Origin of the sequence: Jutongia huaianensis (assembly GCF_014384985.1) — a bacterium.
Taxonomy (GTDB): domain Bacteria; phylum Bacillota; class Clostridia; order Lachnospirales; family Lachnospiraceae; genus Jutongia; species Jutongia huaianensis.
The window spans coordinates 68,022-87,028 of record NZ_JACRSX010000014.1; the positions used below are offsets into that span (position 1 = coordinate 68,022).

The following is a 19,007-nucleotide window of genomic DNA, read 5'->3' on the forward strand; positions in this document are numbered from 1 at the left end:
TATAATACAAGTAAATCATTACTTACTACCCGGATGGGTAGGAAAACAATTTCATATTACATCATTGGCATGGATGCCAATGTATATTCAAGGAGGAATTACTATGATAGTACAACACAACATGACAGCGTTAAACGCTAACAGACAGCTTGGAATCACAAACACAAACCTTTCAAAGAGTACAGAGAAGCTTTCTTCTGGTTACAGAGTAAACCGTGCAGCTGATGATGCAGCAGGTCTTTCTATTTCTGAGAAGATGCGTGGTCAGATCCGTGGCCTTAATCAGGCTTCTACAAACGCTCAGGATGGTACATCTCTTATCCAGACAGCTGAGGGTGCTCTCTCAGAGATGCACTCAGTACTTCAGAGAATGCGTGAGTTAACTGTACAGGCATCTAACGATACTTATGTAACAGCTGACCGTGCAGCTATCGCTCTTGAGGTTCGTGCTCTTACATCTGAGATCGATCGTATCTCTTCTCAGACAGAGTTCAACACCATGAAGCTTCTTTCTGGTGGATTCACAGGCAAGGTTCTTCAGGTTGGTGCTAATAATGGTCAGTTGATCACATTTAGTATTTCAGCTATGAGCTCAGCAGCACTTAGTGTTGGTGACACAAAGGTAGCAGCAATTATTTCCAAGACAGCAACTGGTGCTGGAATTACATCTGTTATCTCTATTGTAAATACTGCATTGACAAAGGTATCTCTTCAGAGATCTACTCTTGGTGCTATCCAGAACAGACTGGAGCATACAATTTCTAATGCAGATAATACATCTGAGAATTTGCAGTCTGCAGAGAGCCGCATCCGTGATCTTGATATGGCAAAAGAGATGGTATCTTACTCAAAGAGCTCCATCCTTCAGCAGGCAGGTCAGTCTATGTTGGCTCAGGCAAATCAGGCTACACAGGGTGTGCTGTCACTTCTTCAGTAGTTATTATTGGTTGGATTATCAAAACGATATGGGGTCTGCTATGTGGCAGGCCCTGTATTTTTAAATATGGAAATTTCCAATAGCATATTTGGGCGGAATAACCATTATCATGGAGGATAAATAGTGAAAGATTTAAAAAAAGAGATTGAAACAGTCATAAATGATTTAGATTCTATTGTAGAAATGTTCTATCAGCAAAAGGTGCAGGAAGCTTATTCAGAATTAAATACAGCATTGGGAAAAATAATGGAAATAACCGAAGTGGTTCAAAATTATACGGCACAGAATTCTGATAAAGAAATCAATATGGACATTTTGTTGAATGCTTTAAAGGAAACTCTGTCGGCGATGGAAGAGAGAGATGTCGTTTTGGTGGCAGATGTTTTGAAGTACGAAGTTATTGAAAAATTAAATGATATTGCTGAACAAATCTGATATAGAAAATTAAGGACAGAATGAATTATGGAAATATATCAAAATAATATTGAAACATTAAAAAAATATCGACCGGATTTTTTGAGATTATATGAACAAACAATATCGAAAAAAGAAAAATACCCATGTGATGAAATTAAAACGCAAGTGGCCAAGGACGGATCAGTTATTTTAATAGTTCAACGTGATGGAAAGAATGTACGCCTAAACAGTCCCTATCGTCCGAAATCAGAGGCGGAGAAATGGGCTGAACAATTTGACTGTGACAATTTAAATGTGAATGCAATTCTTTTTGGGTTTGGAAATGGAATGTTTGCACAGGCATTGTTGAATCGTTTGAAGGAGGATGCAAAGTTATTTATTTGTGAGCCAAACTTGCAAATATTCAGTCAAATCATGCATTGTATTGATTTGACAAGCATATTTGCAGATGAAAGAGTATTTCTTTGTTTTGAAGATATTAATCCGGATGATTTTTATGATCTGTTAAGTGGATATACTCATTGGACAAATCTGGAAACACAAATTTATGGTTATCATACGGGATATGATAAATTATTTCCTGAAGCATACAGAGATTTTTTAGTATCAATTCAAAAAGCAGATCATTTAGTACAAGTGAATAAGGATACGCAGGAATATTTTGCGCAAAAAATGGTTCCTAATATGCTGAGTAATTTGAAGTATATCCGGGAAAGCAGGTTGATTACGGACTATATTCCCAATATACCTCATGACATTCCTGCTATTATTGTTGCAGCGGGACCATCGTTAGATAAGAACATCGAGGAATTGAAACGGGCAAAGGGGAAGGCGTTTATTTTGGCCGTTGATACAGCGATGCGTCATCTGATTAAACATGATATTATGCCGGATGCCATGGTGACAATGGATCCAGCGAAACCGTTTCAATATATGAATGATCCGGTAATTCAGGATATCCCTTTGTTTTGCATTTTGGAAGCCAATCATGAAATATTAGAATTTCATCAGGGAATAAAAATATGGATTCGAGGCGGTAGCCTGATTGGAAAAATATTTGCAAAATATCATAAAGATTTTGGCCCGTATAATCCGGGAGGTTCAGTGGCAACGGCTGCATTTTCCGTGTGTGTTGCATTGCAGTTTAAAAGAGTGATTTTAGTGGGACAGGATCTAGCATATGAGGGTAATATTACACATGCAGGCGGACAAGTGTCTGGGGTGAGAAATGAGGCAGATGGTATTAAATATATTGAAGGGATAGATGGAAAACAGGTAAAATCCCGTCATGACTGGCTGATATATCTGGATTGGTTTGAACAGTCGATTAAAAGTGTAAAAGACAGAATGGAAGTTATTGATGCAACGGAAGGCGGTGCCAGGATACATGGGACACGAATTATGAAGCTGCGTGACGTTATCAATCAATATTGTGGCCAGAAGGTGAATTTTGGTAAAATTCTCAGGGAACAGTCACCGGTTTTTGATGAGGAAGAATATCAGAAAGTACGGGAAGATATTCTATCGTTTGTTGGTGAACTGCACGAGATAATTGAAAAGGCAGAAAATGCAGCAAAATATTGTGATAAGTCATTGAAATTGTTAAAAAGGGATCCGGAGAACCCTAAAATGAATAGGCTGCAACAGGAAATATTGCAGGATATGGAGGAAATTGGCAAATACACGATATATGATATTGTAGATATTTACATGTCAAAAACAGCAGATAAATATTTAGCAGGAGTTTTTGTCGTGAGTGAAGATAGTCATAAGGATGAGATCAATATGTATCTGAGTGCAAAGATGATTTTTCAAGATCTTACAAAAAGTGCCAATAAATTACTGCCTCTTTTTGAAAAAGCAGTAGCAGAGGTCTAGCATGGATGCAGCCCCTGATTTGAATCAAAGGAGTGAATAATGAGAATACTTTATGTGATCGGAAAATCTCAGTATGATTCCACATCTGTATTTATGACACAGATGGCCGATCGAATGGCAGCTTGCGGTTGGCAGGTAACAATTTTAGATGGAAGAAAGGAGAAAGAGTATACAGAACAAAGAAAAGCTGTGATCAAGGCCGAGTATAATGTTATATTCTCGATTAATGGGATGCTTTTAGAGGAAGATTCTGTTTTGGGGAAGATTCTTTTACAAAAAAAGGATGTACTATATTGTACTTATTTGATGGATCATCCATTAATACATTATGAAAGATTAAAGAATCAATATCCGAAGATTTTTGTTTTATCGCCGGATCGAAATCATGTGGAATTTATGGATCGTTATATGAAGAATATATATGCGGAGGCTTTTTTACCTCACGGAGGTTGCAGAAGCAGTAAATGTATTCCATATGCACAGCGGAAATATAACATTACATTTATGGGGTCTTATTCTGATCCTGGGACTAATCTGGATCGTATTGACAAGTATCCGTTACAAATGGCAGAGATGATGAAAAAGGCTGTCGGAAGAATGACAGACGATCCGGAAATGACCATAGAGGAAGCATTGTTACAGTGTCTTGATTTTCAAAATATCGATGTAAAAGATTATGAATTTGCACAGATACTTTCAGAATTCAGGGAAGTAGATCGATATGTGAGAAGTTATTTCAGAGATAAAGTGATCCGGGTATTGGTAGAAAACGGAATTGTTGTTGATGTGTTTGGGGATGGATGGGATAAGTTTGTTACAGCACACACAGAATGTCTGAGAATTCATCCGGCAGTTGGATATGAGGAATCTTTGGAGCTGGTTGGTGATTCTAAGATATCATTAAATGTAATGCCATGGTTTAAGGATGGATCCCACGACAGAATTTTTAGTGCTATGATGTGTGGAACAGTATGCCTGACTGACAGTAGCAAATATCTTTCAGAACAGCTTCAGGAGCAGAAAAATATCTATTTCTATTCTTTAAAGGGACTTAAATATCTGCCGTCGAAGGTGCATCAGATTCTGCAAAATACAGATAAAAGTGCGGAGGTTGCCGAAAATGGAAAAAAACTGGCAATGCAGGAGCACACATGGGCAGCTCGTTCGGATGAACTGATGGATTATCTCCAACAGGTTGTAAACGGCATAACTGATCCGCAGCAAGAGGAAACTGTGGATTTTAGAAAGAAGATTATTGTACGACAAAGTATTTTGATCAAAAATATAGATACAACAGTTTTACATCTGCATCGGCAGGAGTATTTGTACGCAATGCGTATAATGCAGTTGATATTAGATGATATTGGAAAATTACTTTCGATTTATGAAGAACTGGAAGAGAGTATGCCTGATCAGAAGGTATTAATGGAAATTCTGAATAATCTTGTAGAAGTACAGGAGACAAAGGACTATGTGCTTCTAGCAGATATTTTGCAGCTTCAGTTAATGTCATTTTTAACACAGCTTCAGGAAAATTTTGCATTAGATGCTCCGAAAGAGATAAAAACTTTGGATGGCTATCGGATAGAACCTACTTCTGCAGGAAGTTATACTCTTGCAATGAAGGGAAAAGAGCATTGGATGTATCTGCATAGTAATGGAAATCCATACAGGGAAGCTGCAGAAATAGCATCTGCGTGGTTTGATAGAGAGCATTATGAATATGTGGTTTATGGATTGGGTTTGGGATATCATGTACAGGCTCTTATGGATATTGATGAGTCGATTACCGTTACGGTTTTGGAGCCGGATGAGAATGTGATCTGTTTAGCAAAAGAATATGGTGTGATTGACCAGGGTGATTGGAATCAGAGAGTTCGTATTGTTTCAGATGCGGATTTTCACTATTTAACGATGTTGTCTGATTCCTTGAGCAAAGAGCAACAATTTGTTGTATATTATCCCTCTATGTGTGTGATGAAAAATGAATATTATAAACAACAGTTAGAGGAGTATTTTATTGGATATAGCTCTGCAAAGACGCAGGAAACACGGTTGGTGGGAAATTTTGTAAAAAATCAGTCATTGTTTTCAAAGGAAGTAACGGAGCTTTCAGATAAGTTTTGTGGAAGAACCGTATACATTATTGCGGCAGGTCCTTCCTTGGATGGAAATATGATGGAATTAAAGAAAGTGAAGGATGGGGACATTATCTTGTCTACAGGGACCGTGTTAAAAAAGCTTTTAAAGGCTGGTATTATACCGGATTATGTAATTATTACAGATGGGGGGAAGTATACATATCCACAGACGGCAGAGCTGACAGAAAAAAATATTCCATTATTATATTTATCCACTGTTTATTATCGAATATTGCAGGAATATCCAGGGGATACTTATTTGATATGCCAGGAAGGATTTCAAAAAAGTGAAGAGTATGCAGCAAGTCGGCAGTATCCTGTGTATGGAACCGGAGGTTCTGTGACGACGACGGCACTGGAGGTATGTATTCGAATGCGGTGCAGAAGAATTGTATTTGTGGGGCTTGATCTGGCATATACCAATATGCAGAATCATGCTTCCGGAACCTCTTACGTGAGATATAACGCAAAAGGAAATATGATTGTCAAAGATATATATGGATGTGATATTCCTACTGCTAAAAATCTGCATTTATATCAGAAATGGATTGAACGCCGGATTCAAAAAGAGGATGCGGCAGGGATAGAATTCATTGATGCAACACAGGGTGGAGCAAGAATCGAGGGAACGGAAATAGAAGATTTAGATAAAGTGATCTCACCATGAAAAATGTGAGGATGGAGACAATGTGATGGCGAAAGAATATGAGGTGCAGATTAATGGTCAGCCCACTTGGTATAGTGATCAGGTAAGACGGTTTAAAATGTATTTTGCAGAGCCGGAAAATCAAGTGAACCGTGACACTGGAATTTTATTATTGATCGCAGGTTATGGAGGAAATGCAAATTCTCATGTATATCAGAAGATGCGACGAAAATTTGCTGATATGTATAATTTCGTTACTTTGCAATGTGATTATCTAGGGTGGCAGTTTATGCAAGATGATCAGCATCTTGCGATTACGGAACAGATGCTTCGAAAGGAACTGAGCCCAAGGGAGTTTCGAAGTCTGGAGAAGGATTATGCAGGGAATCAGCAAATCCTGCATGGAAAGACTTTTTCCGGAAAAATTGAGTTAAGGGAAAATGCGCAGGAATTTAATGAAATGGGAATGAATCAGGCAATGGATCATTTGATGGCGTTACATATACTGCAGGATATTTTGAAGGAAAATGGTTTGGATTATTGCCGGGACAGGGTATATATTTATGGACAGTCTCATGGGGCATATCTGGCATATTTATGTAATCGGCTGGCACCGGATTTGTTTTGTGGAATTATAGATAATAGTGCATATTTGTTCCCATATTATCTGGAACATGACAGACAGGTCACCAAAATAGGGGAAATCTTTTCCTTGCAGAAGATATATCATTATATGATGGCAGATCAGGAAATTGACAGGGAAGGTTATGATCTGGAATATTTATATCGGGGTTTTGATAATCATGCAAGGATTATATGCTATCATGGTATTGACGACGAGATGATTCCGTTAGAGGAGAAAAGCTCATTTTTGGATCATGTCAATGGTGCGTTATTACATACGATTTCCAATCGGGAAGTGGATGGGAAGACATTTAAATCCACAGGACATTCGTTAGGAGCTGATATGCTTAAGGTTTTTGGCATGGCTCTGGCGGAGTTGGAAACAGAAAAAAAAGAAAAACAAGTTACAAATACTTTTCAGGAGACAAAGATCATTACTTCAAAATATATTTATTGGATCGATAGAATACAGGGAGTACCAATTTTATATCGTGAAAAATATGAAAATAAATAAATTGTAACAGAAAGGGGTAATTAAATGATTGAATTTGCAGACGACTTTAATAATTATCTTAGAAAATACGAAAATGTAGAGATTCCTGATCTCAATGAATTTAATAAGGAATTATTAGTTTGGCAGGAGAAGCTTAAAGAGATATATCCCTGTGATACAGAGGAAAAAGAAAAATTTTGTGAGTATATGATAACTCACCGGAAAAATTTTCATGAAATATTGCAAATAAGTATTTTGTCTATTTTGGCATATTTATTTAATGGGGGCGGATATGCCGGAGATATTATTGATTTATCACGCAAAAGTCCATATATGATGGTGGAAAATAAATATTTTATTTATCTTCAAATGAATAGTTATAGTTTTCGTTACAATAATTTCCTGACGAAAGATGATAAGTGGCAATCGAGAATGCTGTATCGGGAAATATATCAGGAATGTAAAGCAAAACTGGGAATTGAGAAAAACATCGTACCGGTTAAGGAGCGAAATCCGGAAAAAGTCGTTTTTCTAATAGGACAATTTCTAAATGAAAATCATGGTCCGACAAAAACAATATTGGATCGTTGTGAGATTATGTCCCAAAAAATGAATTGCCAGTCCGTTATTATAAATACAAATGAATTACGGGGAATTAATGGATATATTCCTTATTGCTGGTTCTTTTGGGGAAATATGCGTTCAGATGGGGCAAATTATGATGCGATTCAGTATCATGAAAAGAATTATCCATATTATGAATGCAGTGGAACTATGCTTAATCTGCCGGAAATAGAGGCTGTTGTCAATTTAGTCCGGACGATCAATCCGTATTGTATATTTATGGTAGGGGATTCAAGCATTTGTGCAGACTTATGTAGTAACTATTATCCTCTGATCGATGTGGCAACAGTGCCATCCGGAATTATGACGACAGAGGGGCAGTTTTTGCTGAAAGGCAAACCAATTACCCGGCAGGATAAAGAATACATATATCAGCTGGGCAAGAACGATGATTATTTGCAGTATTGCTTGTTTACCTCGTCGATTATGCCTCAGAAAACCCAAAAGAGCAGGCAACAGTTAAATATTCCGGAAAAAGCATTTACGGCACTGGTAGTGGGTGCCAGGCTGGATTATGAGGTGGATGGGATCTTTATACAGGAAATAATGCTTCCATTGATAGAAAAAGGTGTGTTTTTTGTGTTTATGGGGGCCTTTGAGAATTATGCAAATGTTGTAGAAGAGTATCCGTTACTGAAAGTGAATTCTGTATTTTTGGGATTTGTTCGTGATGTGTTGTCTGTGAACGAATTATGCGATGTTTATATTAACCCCAAAAGGAATGGAGGAGGAACTTCTGTGATTGAGGCTATGGTGAAGGGACTGCCTCCGGTAGCTTTGAATGAGGGAGATGTTTCGTTGGGAGCAGGCACGGATTTTTGCCTGGACAATTATCAGGAAATGGTGCAAAGGACTTTAGCATTGAAGGAAGATGCAGCATATTATCAAAATATGAGTCGGAAAGCACAGGAACGAGCAAAGGTTATGCTGGATGGGACTACTGCATTTTGGAAGGCATTCCAAAAAATAAGGGAGCTTCCGGATTTTCAATAAGCTGCTTATTTCGTAAATAGGAGAGAATGAGATGAAAAAAATAAGTGTAATTGTTCCATGTTACAATGTGGAAAGGGAAATAGACCGCTGTGTACAGTCATTAGTTGCTCAGAGCCTTTCCATATCAAATATGGAACTGATTTTTGTAGATGATGCCTCAGAGGATTCCACCGCACAGAAGCTTTCGGTTTGGGAAGCTAGATATCCGGACAGCATTATTGTAATTCGTTGTACGGAAAATGGAAAACAGGGAACTGCCAGAAATATTGGAATGCAATATGCAACAGGAGAGTATATCGGTTTTGTAGATTCTGATGATTATGTGGAACCTGCAATGTATCGGGAAATGTGCCGGATTGCGGATGATGAGAGGGTAGATATGGTGACCTGCTTATTCGTTAGAGAAAAAGAAGACGGCATGATTGCCATAGATGCGGAAAAGAGAGCAGATGCAGGAAAGAGCATATGGATCAGAACAGAGGAGGAAAGAAAAAAATACATGACAAATGGCTCCGGTGGAGGAGTATGGAGTTCGATTTATCGTAGGGAATTTATTATTAAAAATCAGTTATGGTTCCCGGAAGGGGTTCGTTATGAAGATAATTACTGGGGAGCATTTCTTGCACAGGCGTTGTCTGGATATTATATTATCAATAAACCGTTTTATCATTATGTGATTCATAATAATTCCACAATTATGCAGACGAATGCGGTACATCATCTGGATCGACTAGTGGTAGAACTTATGAAAGTGGAGGAATATGAAAGACGTGGTCTTTTAGAAAAATATCACGATGAAATAGAATTTAATTTTTTGAAAATGTATTTCATAAATACTATCAGAATACTGTTCGTGAGGTTTCGGGAGATTCCATATGACATAATATATATAATGCAGCAAAATGTAAAAGAACTGTTTCCTGATTATCGTCAAAATCCATACCTGAAGGAGCTCCCGCAATTACAGTGGGAGTTGCTTAAAATGGTTGAAATTCCGCTGAATAAAGAAAAAATAGATATACTGGCAGATGGTTATCGGAAGGTCCTGCGGGAATGGCAGAATCAACAAAAAGGGTGGAATTCATAGAAGCCGGTTAATATTTATTACATAATGTCGATATATAATATAAGAGATTCATGAGGAATCAGAATGGTGCATGGAGGCATAAATATATCGATTAAAGTATGTTGCCGCTCGGACTATTTGGGTTCGGGCGGTTTTTTATGAAGAATCCCTGCACTGATAGAGAATATCAGGAGGAAAATTCATGTTGAACGGAAAATCTATTTTAGTTACTGGAGGAACAGGATCATTTGGTCATCAGTTTGTAAGTTATGTGTTAGATCATTATGAACCGAAGAAAATAATCATTTATTCAAGGGATGAGTATAAACAGTTTGTTATGCAGAATGAATATAAAAATCATGCACAAGCTGATAAGCTTCGTTTTTTTATTGGTGATGTAAGGGATCGAGAAAGACTTTACAGAGCCTTTGACGGTGTAGACTATGTTATTCATGCTGCTGCATTAAAGCAGGTTCCTTCCTGTGAATATAATCCAATGGAGGCTGTTAAGACAAATATTAATGGAGCTATGAATATTATAGATGCCGCATTGAATCGTGGAGTGAAAAGAGTGGTAGCTCTTTCAACAGACAAGGCTGTGAATCCGATTAATTTATATGGTGGTACGAAGCTTGTATCGGACAAATTGTTTATAGCTGCAAATGCGTATGCAGGAGAAAAAGATGTTAATTTTTCTATTGTTCGTTATGGAAATGTGGCAGGAAGCCGCGGTTCTGTTATTCCTTTTTTTAGAAATATTGTAGAAAATGGTGGAACATCTTTGCCAATCACTGATTACAGAATGACAAGATTCTGGATTAGCCTTGAGCAGGGGGTAGAGCTTGTTATTAAGGCGTTGTCAGAAGCAAGAGGTGGAGAAACCTTTATTTCGAAGATACCATCATTTAAAGTTACAGATTTAGCACAAGCACTTCTGCCTGGATGTGAAATGCCGGAGATCGGTATCCGCGAGGGAGAAAAGCTTCATGAGGTAATGGTTACAAAAGAAGACTCTATGCTGACATATGAATTTGATAAACATTTTATTATATATCCGCATTTTGACTGGTGGGATACCAATAAAATTCAGTCGGGTGGAAAGAAAGTAGAGAAGGGATTTGAGTATAATTCCGGAGCGAATACGGAATGGTTGTCGATAGAACAGATCAGAGAATTATTAAAAACTGTGGAACAACACTAAATCAAGTATGCCGAGGATATATGATCATATGAACAAAGAAATTAAAATAGGCAGTCATGTGATTGCAAAAGATATGCCCACATATATTATTGCTGAAATGTCAGGAAATCATAATATGGAGTTTGAACGGGCAAAGAAGATTATAGATGCTGCAGCGGAAGCTGGGGCGGATGCTATAAAAATACAGACGTATACGCCTGACACAATAACAATTGACTGTAGTGACGATATTTTTAAAACACAGAGTAAAATATGGGAGGGCATGACCTTATATCAGTTATATCAAAAGGCGTACACTCCTTGGGAATGGCAGGAAGAATTAAGAGATTATGCATTAAATCTGGGACTGGATTTCTTTTCATCACCGTTTGATCTGACGGCAGTTGATTTTCTCGAAAAAATGTGTGTGCCTGCCTATAAAGTTGCATCATTTGAAATAAATGATATTCCTTTAATAAGAAAAATTGCAGAAACCGGAAAGCCGATTATTATATCTACCGGGATCGCTTATCTGGAGGATATTGATCTGGCGGTAAGGACTTGCAGAGAGGCAGGAAATGATAATGTGATATTGTTAAAATGTGTATCTGCATATCCTGCACCATATAAAGAGATGAATCTTAAGGTCATTCCGAACATGGCGCAGACGTTTGAATGCATTACAGGTTTGTCGGATCATTCGCTAGGCTCAGAAACTGCCATTGCAAGTGTCGCATTGGGAGGAAAAGTCATTGAAAAGCACTTGACACTCAAGAGAAGTGATGGCGGTCCGGATGCATCTTTTTCTATGGAACCGGAAGAATTTCAGGCTATGGTGAAACAGATTAGAAATGTAGAAAAAGCACTTGGGACAGTCACTTATGATTTAAATGAAAAACAGATTGAAAACCGTGATGGTGCAAGATCATTATTTGTGGTTCAGGACATCAAAAAGGGTGAAACATTTACCGCTGAAAATGTTAGATCCATCAGACCCAATGTTGGTTTGCATACAAAATATTTTGAACAGGTACTTGGTCAAAAAGCAAACAGTGATTTAAAAAAAGGAACGCCAATGGACTGGAAATATATAGAATTTGAGGGAGATTGACATGGACAATGCGATTGCGATAATAACTGCTCGTGGTGGAAGTAAGAGAATTCCTAAAAAAAATATTAAAATGTTTTGCGGAAAACCCATTATTGCATATTCAATCGAAGCAGCATTAAAAAGTGGAATATTTTCGGAGGTTATGGTTTCTACAGATAGTGAGGAGATTGCAGAAATTGCCAGAAAATATGGCGCAAATGTTCCATTTATGAGAAGTGAGGCAACATCGGGAGATTTTGCCACAACCTCAGATGTGTTATTAGAAGTATTAGATCAATATGAAAAATTGGGACAAACATATACATATATGTGTTGTATTTACCCGACGGCTCCCTTTGTAACAGGGGAAAAATTAAAAGAAGGGTTAGATCTCTTAAAAAAACATAATGCATTGGAGGCAATGCCTGTGGTGCAATTTTCTTATCCACCGCAGCGGGCATTTGTAATTAACAGTGATAATCAAATGGAATACAAAGAAAAACAATATATAACGGCCAGATCCCAGGATTTAAGAAAAGAATATCATGATGCTGGGCAGTTTTATTTTTACAATATATTGCAATACTTAAAAATAAACGGAAAGATTGAAACGGGAATTGTTCCAATTATTGTATCTGAGATGGAAGTACAGGATATTGATAATGAGAATGATTGGAAACTGGCTGAATTAAAATACAGCTTATTAAAAAGAAAAGAGTGAGAATGATGAGAAAAGGAATTGTGATTGGTGCGGGCAGAGATGCCATACATACAATAAAAAAAGCGAGGGAACATGGAATATATGTTGTAGCACTGGATGGAAATCCGGAGGCTGAAGGTCTTAAGTATGCGGATGAAGGTATTGTAGTAGATATTTCAGATCTTGAGAGGGTAAGGGAAGAAGTTAAAAAGATCCAGCCGGATTTTACAATACCGATACCGATTGGAAGATATTTATCAACAATGGGATATATCAATGATACTTTTCATTTTTCCGGTGCAAGTTATCAGGCAACAAAAGTGAGTACGGACAAATATACTTTTCATGAAATTTTAAACAGGGAGGGTTTGCGTAATATTCAGGCATATTTGGTAAATAAAACGGCAAACGTACAGGATATGTCCATTCCATATCCTGCTATTTTAAAACCCAGATATGGTTCCGGAAGCAGAGATGTTTTCTTTTTAAATTCGAAAGATGATTTGATAAAAGAGTTTCAGGTGGTGAAGGAGTTAGAGGAAGACTTTATTCTGGAACAGGCTGCGGAAGGCGAAGAGTATAGTATTGATGGAGCTGTGTTTGATGGAAAATTACAAATTACTTTATTAAGAAAAAAAATAATTACTCCATTGCCGGTACGTCAGCCAATCGCAAGCTTTGCAGAAAAGGACTCTGGATTATATAAAAGGGTCAATGAATTTATGCAGAAGGTGGTGGAAGCTCTTCAATACAACAATTGTCTGATCAATGCGGATCTGATAGTCAATGAAGAAGAGATTTTTTTGATAGAGGCTGCTCCAAGACCATCAGGTCATAATCTGCATAATGTATTTGTTCCACTGGCGACTAACGTGGATATTGCGGAAGAATATATTAAGTTTTTATGTGGTAAGCCGTTTAATTTTGTTGCGCAGAAAATAGAAGATATAGAAATTAGATTTTTTGATTTTGAAAATGTTGTTGCAAAACATGTGCCTGCGTGTGATGAAATTACAGAAGGATTGGGAGATAATTTGATTGTATGGAATTGTAACATTAAAGAAGGGGAGTATTTAGGAAAGGTTGTTAACGGCCATTCTATTATGGGAAGAGGATTTTTTATTGTAAAGGGAGATTCAGAACAGGATCTGATTCAGAAAAGCAATTGGGTACTTTCTAAATTTAATATGGAGCAGAAAGGTGTGGAAGCATAATGGCAGTAGAGTTGGGAACGAAAGAAAGAATAGATTTTTTAAAGAAATTTGATCCGGAAATAGCGGAACTATTGGAGTGTGAAGCTGAAAAACAGAAAAGAACCATAGGATTAATTGCGTCTGAGAATGTGGCTTCTCCATTGTCAACATGTCTGGAGGGGAGCATATTTACCAATAAAAATACAGAGGGATATCCGGGGAAAAGATATGTGGGAGGAACAGAGAACGAAGATAAAGTAGAATTATTAGCGATTGAACGATTGAAGAAATTATTTGGATGTGACCATGCAAATGTTCAAAGTGGTAATGCAACGATTGCGAACTCTGCAGTATTTATGGGATTGTTGAAACCAGGGGATACAGTACTGTCTATGGCACTAAATGATGGAGGGCACCTGAGTCATGGCGCAAAATTCCACTTTAGTGGCAAGTTTTATAATATTGTTCAATATGGTGTATCCCAGGAAAATGAACAGATTGATATGGATGAAGTAAGAAATCTTGCCCGAAAATATCATCCGAAGATGATTGTATGTGGAGGTTCTGCTTATCCGCGTTTAATTGATTATGTGGAATTTAGAAAAATAGCCGATGAGATTGGGGCATATTTGTGGGTAGATGCAGCACATATCATAGGACTGATTGCAGGAAAGGTGATACCTTCTCCAGTGCCATATGCGGATGTGGTTACATTTTCAACGCAAAAGACGCTCCGGGGTCCCAGAGGATGTGGAGTTATATTATGCAAAGAGGAATGGAAGGATAAAATAGACAGAGGAGTTTTTCCGGGAATGCAGGGCGGTCCCAAAGCAGATATGATAGCTGCAAGGGCGGTGTTGTTTAAAGAATGTATGACACCTCAATATATGGAATACCAGAAGCAGGTGCTGAAGAATTCACAGGCATTGGCGGAAGGATGTATGGAGGAAGGATTAAAGTTAGTGACAAATGGAACAGATAATCATTTGTCATTAGTAAAAGTAACTGATCTTGTTGCGTCAGGAAGAGAGGCAGAGTTGTTGTTGGAGTCTGTGGGTATTGTGACTAACAAGAATGTAATACCGTTTGATATGCTAAATTCTAATCTGACCAGTGGTATAAGAATAGGAAGTCCATTAATGACTACCAGAGGCGCGAAAGAAGAAGAAATGAAACGTATAGGTCATTTGATAGGCATTACACTTAAAAGTAAAGGTGATCCAGGTAAACTAGAGTGGGTTAAGAAAGAGGTTGGAGAAATAGTAGAAAAGTATCCGATGTTTTCCGATGAATGGAATTTAGGAGGAGAATAGCAGTCCCGGTAATAAAGGGAAAATATCAGGGAGGATTGTGTAATGAATTATAAAAGATATAGTATAGCAGTTGATTCGTTGTATGACGAATTGGAAAAGATGCTTAAAAATAAAGCTTTTGATAACAAGAAGATATATATCTTTGGGACAAGTAAGATTACTACCATTATGATTTCGTTTTTGAAACAAAACGGAATCGTGCTTGCGGGTCTGTTGGACAATGATAAAAACAGATGGGGAGGAAAATTGGAAAATATAGATATTTATCCTCCGCAGATTTTGGAAGATTATCAGGAAAACGCAGTTATATTGATTGCTTCTTCTTATCAAAGTGAAATGATCGGGCAATTAGAGAAAATGGGATATAAAATGCTTGAAAATATCATTAAAGTGATAGATCTTCCGGAATTGATGAAGGACTATTCATTTGTAGACAGAAGCGGCAAGCAGGAAATGAATGATGATCAAATTCGGGAATGTCAGTATGGGATTATGAAGTTTCTGAAAAAGATTTGTGATGAAAATGATATAGATTATTATCTTGCATATGGCACTTTATTAGGGGCTGTAAGACATCATGGATTTATTCCATGGGATGATGATGTTGATATTTATATTAAAGGGAAAGATATTGATAAATTTGCAGACTTGGTGAACAAAAGTGAAAGATATCAGGTTATCACATGCAAAAATTGCAATGATTATTATGATCAGTTAAGCCTGATGATTGATACATCAACTGTTGCAGATATTAATGCATTCCCATTACAGGCTACTTCGGGTGTAAGTATAGATATATTCCCATTATATGGTTTGCCGGAAAAAAAAGAAGAATTGGCTGAGTATGCTGCGAAAATTAAAAAAATGGAATCAGAGAAGTGGTCCCATATACATGAACCTGCAAAATGTATAGAAACAACGAGAAAAATCCAGGAGTTTATCAGTGGGTATGATTATGATGTGGAAAAATATACAGGTTTTATTTTAAGTCCATATTATATAAAAGATCATTTAAAGAAAGAACATTTTAGTGAAAAAAAATATATGACATTTGAAGATGAGATATTTTGTGTTCCGGGGGATTATGATGCCATATTGAAAACAATATATGGAGATTATATGAGTTTACCACCGATCGAAAAAAGAACAAAAAGACACTATTATAAAGCTTATTTATGTTAAGGAGCCAGGATGCTTCTAGAGGAGAGGTAATTATGAAAAATGCAATTATTTTGGCGGCAGGAAAATCAAATCGTTTTGCACCTTTTACATATGAACGTCCAAAAGCTTTATTTAGCGTAAAAGGAGAGATTTTAATTGAAAGACAGATTAAACAGTTAAGAGAGGCGAACGTAAAGGATATATATATTGTTGTAGGTTATATGAAAGAAAAATTTTTTTGGCTGGAACAAAAGTATGGCGTTCATCTGTTACTCAATAATAAATTCGGGGAAAAGGGTAATTTATATTCTTTGTATCTGGCAAGACAATATTTAGGTGATACCTTTTTATGCTGTGCAGATCATTATTTTCTTCATAATCCATTTCTTGATGCCAATAAGGAAAATCGTTCCTACAGAGCGGTTTCTTATCAGCAGGGGAAATTTTTGGAGTTTGGAGTAGTTTGTTCTGATGCTGATGTGATAACTCGGGTTATGATTGGCGGCTGCGATTCTCTGGCAATGGTTGGCCCTGCATATATGAATAGGGGGTTTAGCGAAAAATTCCGAACCTTGTTAGAAAAGGAAATTAATGATTTTGGCGTTTCTTCTATGTTTTGGGAGGAGTTTTATGCAAAACATATCAGTGAATTAACACTGTACAAAAAAGAATTTCTCGATACAGAGATCTTGGAATTTGAATGTATTGACGATTTAAGAGCATTCGATTCGGAATTTTTAGCTAATATAGATTCAAATATTGTTTCTAATATATGTGAAACACTAATGTGCAATCGAAATGATATTGTTAATATCGAAGTGATTAATGCGGGATTAACGAATGTGTCATTTTCGTTTGAATGTAATGATAAAAGATATGTTTATCGGCATCCGGGAGGTACATCTGACAGTTTGATCGATAGACATAGCGAGATTATTGCACAGAATATTGCAAAAAAAATCGAAATAGACAAATCAACCATACGAATTGATGAAGCGGGTTGGAAGATTTCCAACTATATATATAAACCTCGAAATTGCGATTTTAAGAATAATGCAGACCAAAGAAATCATGCTATGAAGGATCTCAGATGTCTTCACAGTCAGAATTATGATGAAAATATAAAGATATTTGACGATGTTGAGGAAGGAAAACGCCTGATGAAGATAGCTTCTGCAACAAAGGGAAATTTATTTGATGAATTTTCGGACATTATAGAAAAAGTGGAGAAGCTATATGAATATATAAAAGCGGACGCGGACAGACTCGGTTTAAAAAAGGTTTTATGTCATAACGATACATATGAAGCAAATTGTTTATATGATGAAAGTGGCGAAATATATTGGATTGACTGGGAATATGCCGGATTAAATTATGCTGCAAATGATATCGCATGTATTTTATGCCGGGACAATTTTACAGAAGATCAGATTGATGCGTATTTAAAGTCTTTTTTGGGAAGAAGTCTGACCAGGGAGGAAGATAGATATCATAGAGCATTTATACCAATTGCGGCATTTTACTGGTTTTGCTGGGGGTTGTATAAGGGAAGTGTGGGAGATGATGATGGTTTCTTCTTCCTGCCGGCATATAGAAATTTGGTTAAATATTTGGATGTAGCTTTGGAGAGCTATGAAAATGAAGTGATGTAATAAATTGAATTTTTATCATAACAGAGAGGTGAAATGTGTGATAACAGCAATGGTTCTTGCGGGTGGAAACGGTACGCGGGTAGGTGCGGACTGTCCGAAACAGTTTGTGAAAGTTTTAGGAAAGCCCGTATTGGTGTATACAATAGAAATATTTCAGAATCATCCGGAGGTTGATGTGGTTGAGGTGGTTTGTCACAAAGACTGGATTGACTCATTACAGGAAATGATCAGAAAGTATCACTTAACGAAGGTTAAATGGGTCGTGGCAGGTGGAGAAAACTTTCAAAAATCCGTTTTAAATGGTCTGGAGCGTTTAAAGAAAGAAATAAATCTGGAAGATTATGTTTTAATACATTATGGCGCCTCTCCATTTACATCGGATAAGATTGTTACAGATGTTATCCGTGTTACGAAAGAAAAAGGTTCAGCTGTAACGAGTACCCCTTGTTATCAATTAATGGGGAGTAATGATATCGATGGAACAAGCAGGTCATGGGTGGACAGAGATCAATATATACAGATTGCAAGTCCCTATGGCTTTCAATTTTCATATTTGTGCGATATTTATGAACGGGCAGAACAAAAGGGATTAATAGAAACAACAGATCCTCATACAACATCTTTGATGTATGCGTTGGGAGATACTGTGTATCAGGCATATGGAGATCAAACTAATATTAAAATTACGACAAAAGAGGATCTGAAGCTTTTTGAAGGGTATACCCTTTTAAAACAAAAATAACGTGATACAGAGAAATGAAGAGCAGGAACTAAAAATTGGGGAGTGTCCCAAAGTTTGTGTAAACCTTCAAACTGATGTAAGATAACATTACTCAGTTTGGAGGTTTTTATTATGGCAAGAAGAAAAAGTGATTCACCACAAAAAGCAGCAATGCGCG

General features: G+C 37.0%; 15 protein-coding genes. All 15 read left to right on the forward strand.

The features are described 5' to 3' along the window. The first annotated feature begins 103 nt into the window (after positions 1 to 103). The 15 genes from H8704_RS10270 to H8704_RS10340 all read left to right on the forward strand — a co-directional run bounded on the left by H8704_RS10270 (position 104) and on the right by H8704_RS10340 (position 18,850). Positions 104 to 937, forward strand: a complete 834-nt coding sequence (locus H8704_RS10270) for a flagellin N-terminal helical domain-containing protein (protein WP_118679849.1) — start codon at positions 104 to 106, stop codon at positions 935 to 937. A gap of 123 nt (positions 938 to 1,060) precedes the next feature. Next, entirely contained in the window at positions 1,061 to 1,372 is a 312-nt protein-coding gene (locus H8704_RS10275; protein WP_118679851.1) for a hypothetical protein, read from the forward strand. 27 nt (positions 1,373 to 1,399) lie between these two features. After that, positions 1,400 to 3,232, forward strand: coding sequence for a motility associated factor glycosyltransferase family protein (locus H8704_RS10280; protein WP_249298215.1), 1,833 nt, complete (start codon positions 1,400 to 1,402; stop codon positions 3,230 to 3,232). 39 nt (positions 3,233 to 3,271) lie between these two features. Continuing rightward, a complete protein-coding gene (locus H8704_RS10285) occupies positions 3,272 to 6,040 on the forward strand; it encodes a 6-hydroxymethylpterin diphosphokinase MptE-like protein (protein ID WP_249298216.1) in 2,769 nt (922 codons plus the stop codon). A gap of 25 nt (positions 6,041 to 6,065) precedes the next feature. Beyond that, complete coding sequence (locus H8704_RS10290) at positions 6,066 to 7,157, forward strand: DUF2920 family protein (RefSeq protein ID WP_249298217.1); 1,092 nt, start codon at positions 6,066 to 6,068, stop codon at positions 7,155 to 7,157. Between the two features lie 24 nt (positions 7,158 to 7,181). Next, positions 7,182 to 8,753, forward strand: coding sequence for a glycosyltransferase (locus H8704_RS10295; protein ID WP_249298218.1), 1,572 nt, complete (start codon positions 7,182 to 7,184; stop codon positions 8,751 to 8,753). Positions 8,754 to 8,784: 31 nt separating this feature from the next. Beyond that, the gene (locus H8704_RS10300) at positions 8,785 to 9,840 is read left to right on the forward strand and encodes a glycosyltransferase (RefSeq protein ID WP_249298219.1); all 1,056 of its coding nucleotides are present in this window, start codon (positions 8,785 to 8,787) and stop codon (positions 9,838 to 9,840) included. Between the two features lie 181 nt (positions 9,841 to 10,021). After that, the gene (gene pseB / locus H8704_RS10305) at positions 10,022 to 11,020 is read left to right on the forward strand and encodes a UDP-N-acetylglucosamine 4,6-dehydratase (inverting) (RefSeq protein WP_249298220.1); all 999 of its coding nucleotides are present in this window, start codon (positions 10,022 to 10,024) and stop codon (positions 11,018 to 11,020) included. Positions 11,021 to 11,048: 28 nt separating this feature from the next. Continuing rightward, positions 11,049 to 12,110, forward strand: a complete 1,062-nt coding sequence (gene pseI / locus H8704_RS10310) for a pseudaminic acid synthase (RefSeq protein WP_249298221.1) — start codon at positions 11,049 to 11,051, stop codon at positions 12,108 to 12,110. A 1-nt stretch (position 12,111) separates the two neighbouring features. After that, complete coding sequence (pseF, locus tag H8704_RS10315; RefSeq protein WP_249298222.1) at positions 12,112 to 12,810, forward strand: pseudaminic acid cytidylyltransferase; 699 nt, start codon at positions 12,112 to 12,114, stop codon at positions 12,808 to 12,810. 2 nt (positions 12,811 to 12,812) lie between these two features. After that, a complete protein-coding gene (locus H8704_RS10320) occupies positions 12,813 to 14,003 on the forward strand; it encodes an ATP-grasp domain-containing protein (protein ID WP_249298223.1) in 1,191 nt (396 codons plus the stop codon). Continuing rightward, positions 14,003 to 15,295, forward strand: coding sequence for a serine hydroxymethyltransferase (locus tag H8704_RS10325; RefSeq protein ID WP_249298224.1), 1,293 nt, complete (start codon positions 14,003 to 14,005; stop codon positions 15,293 to 15,295). The genes H8704_RS10320 and H8704_RS10325 overlap by 1 nt, the downstream gene beginning before the upstream one ends. Before the next feature lie 42 nt (positions 15,296 to 15,337). Continuing rightward, positions 15,338 to 16,477, forward strand: coding sequence for a LicD family protein (locus H8704_RS10330; protein ID WP_022465116.1), 1,140 nt, complete (start codon positions 15,338 to 15,340; stop codon positions 16,475 to 16,477). Positions 16,478 to 16,509: 32 nt separating this feature from the next. Beyond that, positions 16,510 to 18,108 (forward strand): NTP transferase domain-containing protein, encoded by a 1,599-nt coding sequence (locus tag H8704_RS10335; RefSeq protein WP_022465117.1) that lies wholly within the window; start codon positions 16,510 to 16,512, stop codon positions 18,106 to 18,108. Positions 18,109 to 18,145: 37 nt separating this feature from the next. Beyond that, entirely contained in the window at positions 18,146 to 18,850 is a 705-nt protein-coding gene (locus tag H8704_RS10340) for an IspD/TarI family cytidylyltransferase (RefSeq protein ID WP_249298225.1), read from the forward strand. The last annotated feature ends 157 nt before the right edge of the window (positions 18,851 to 19,007 follow it).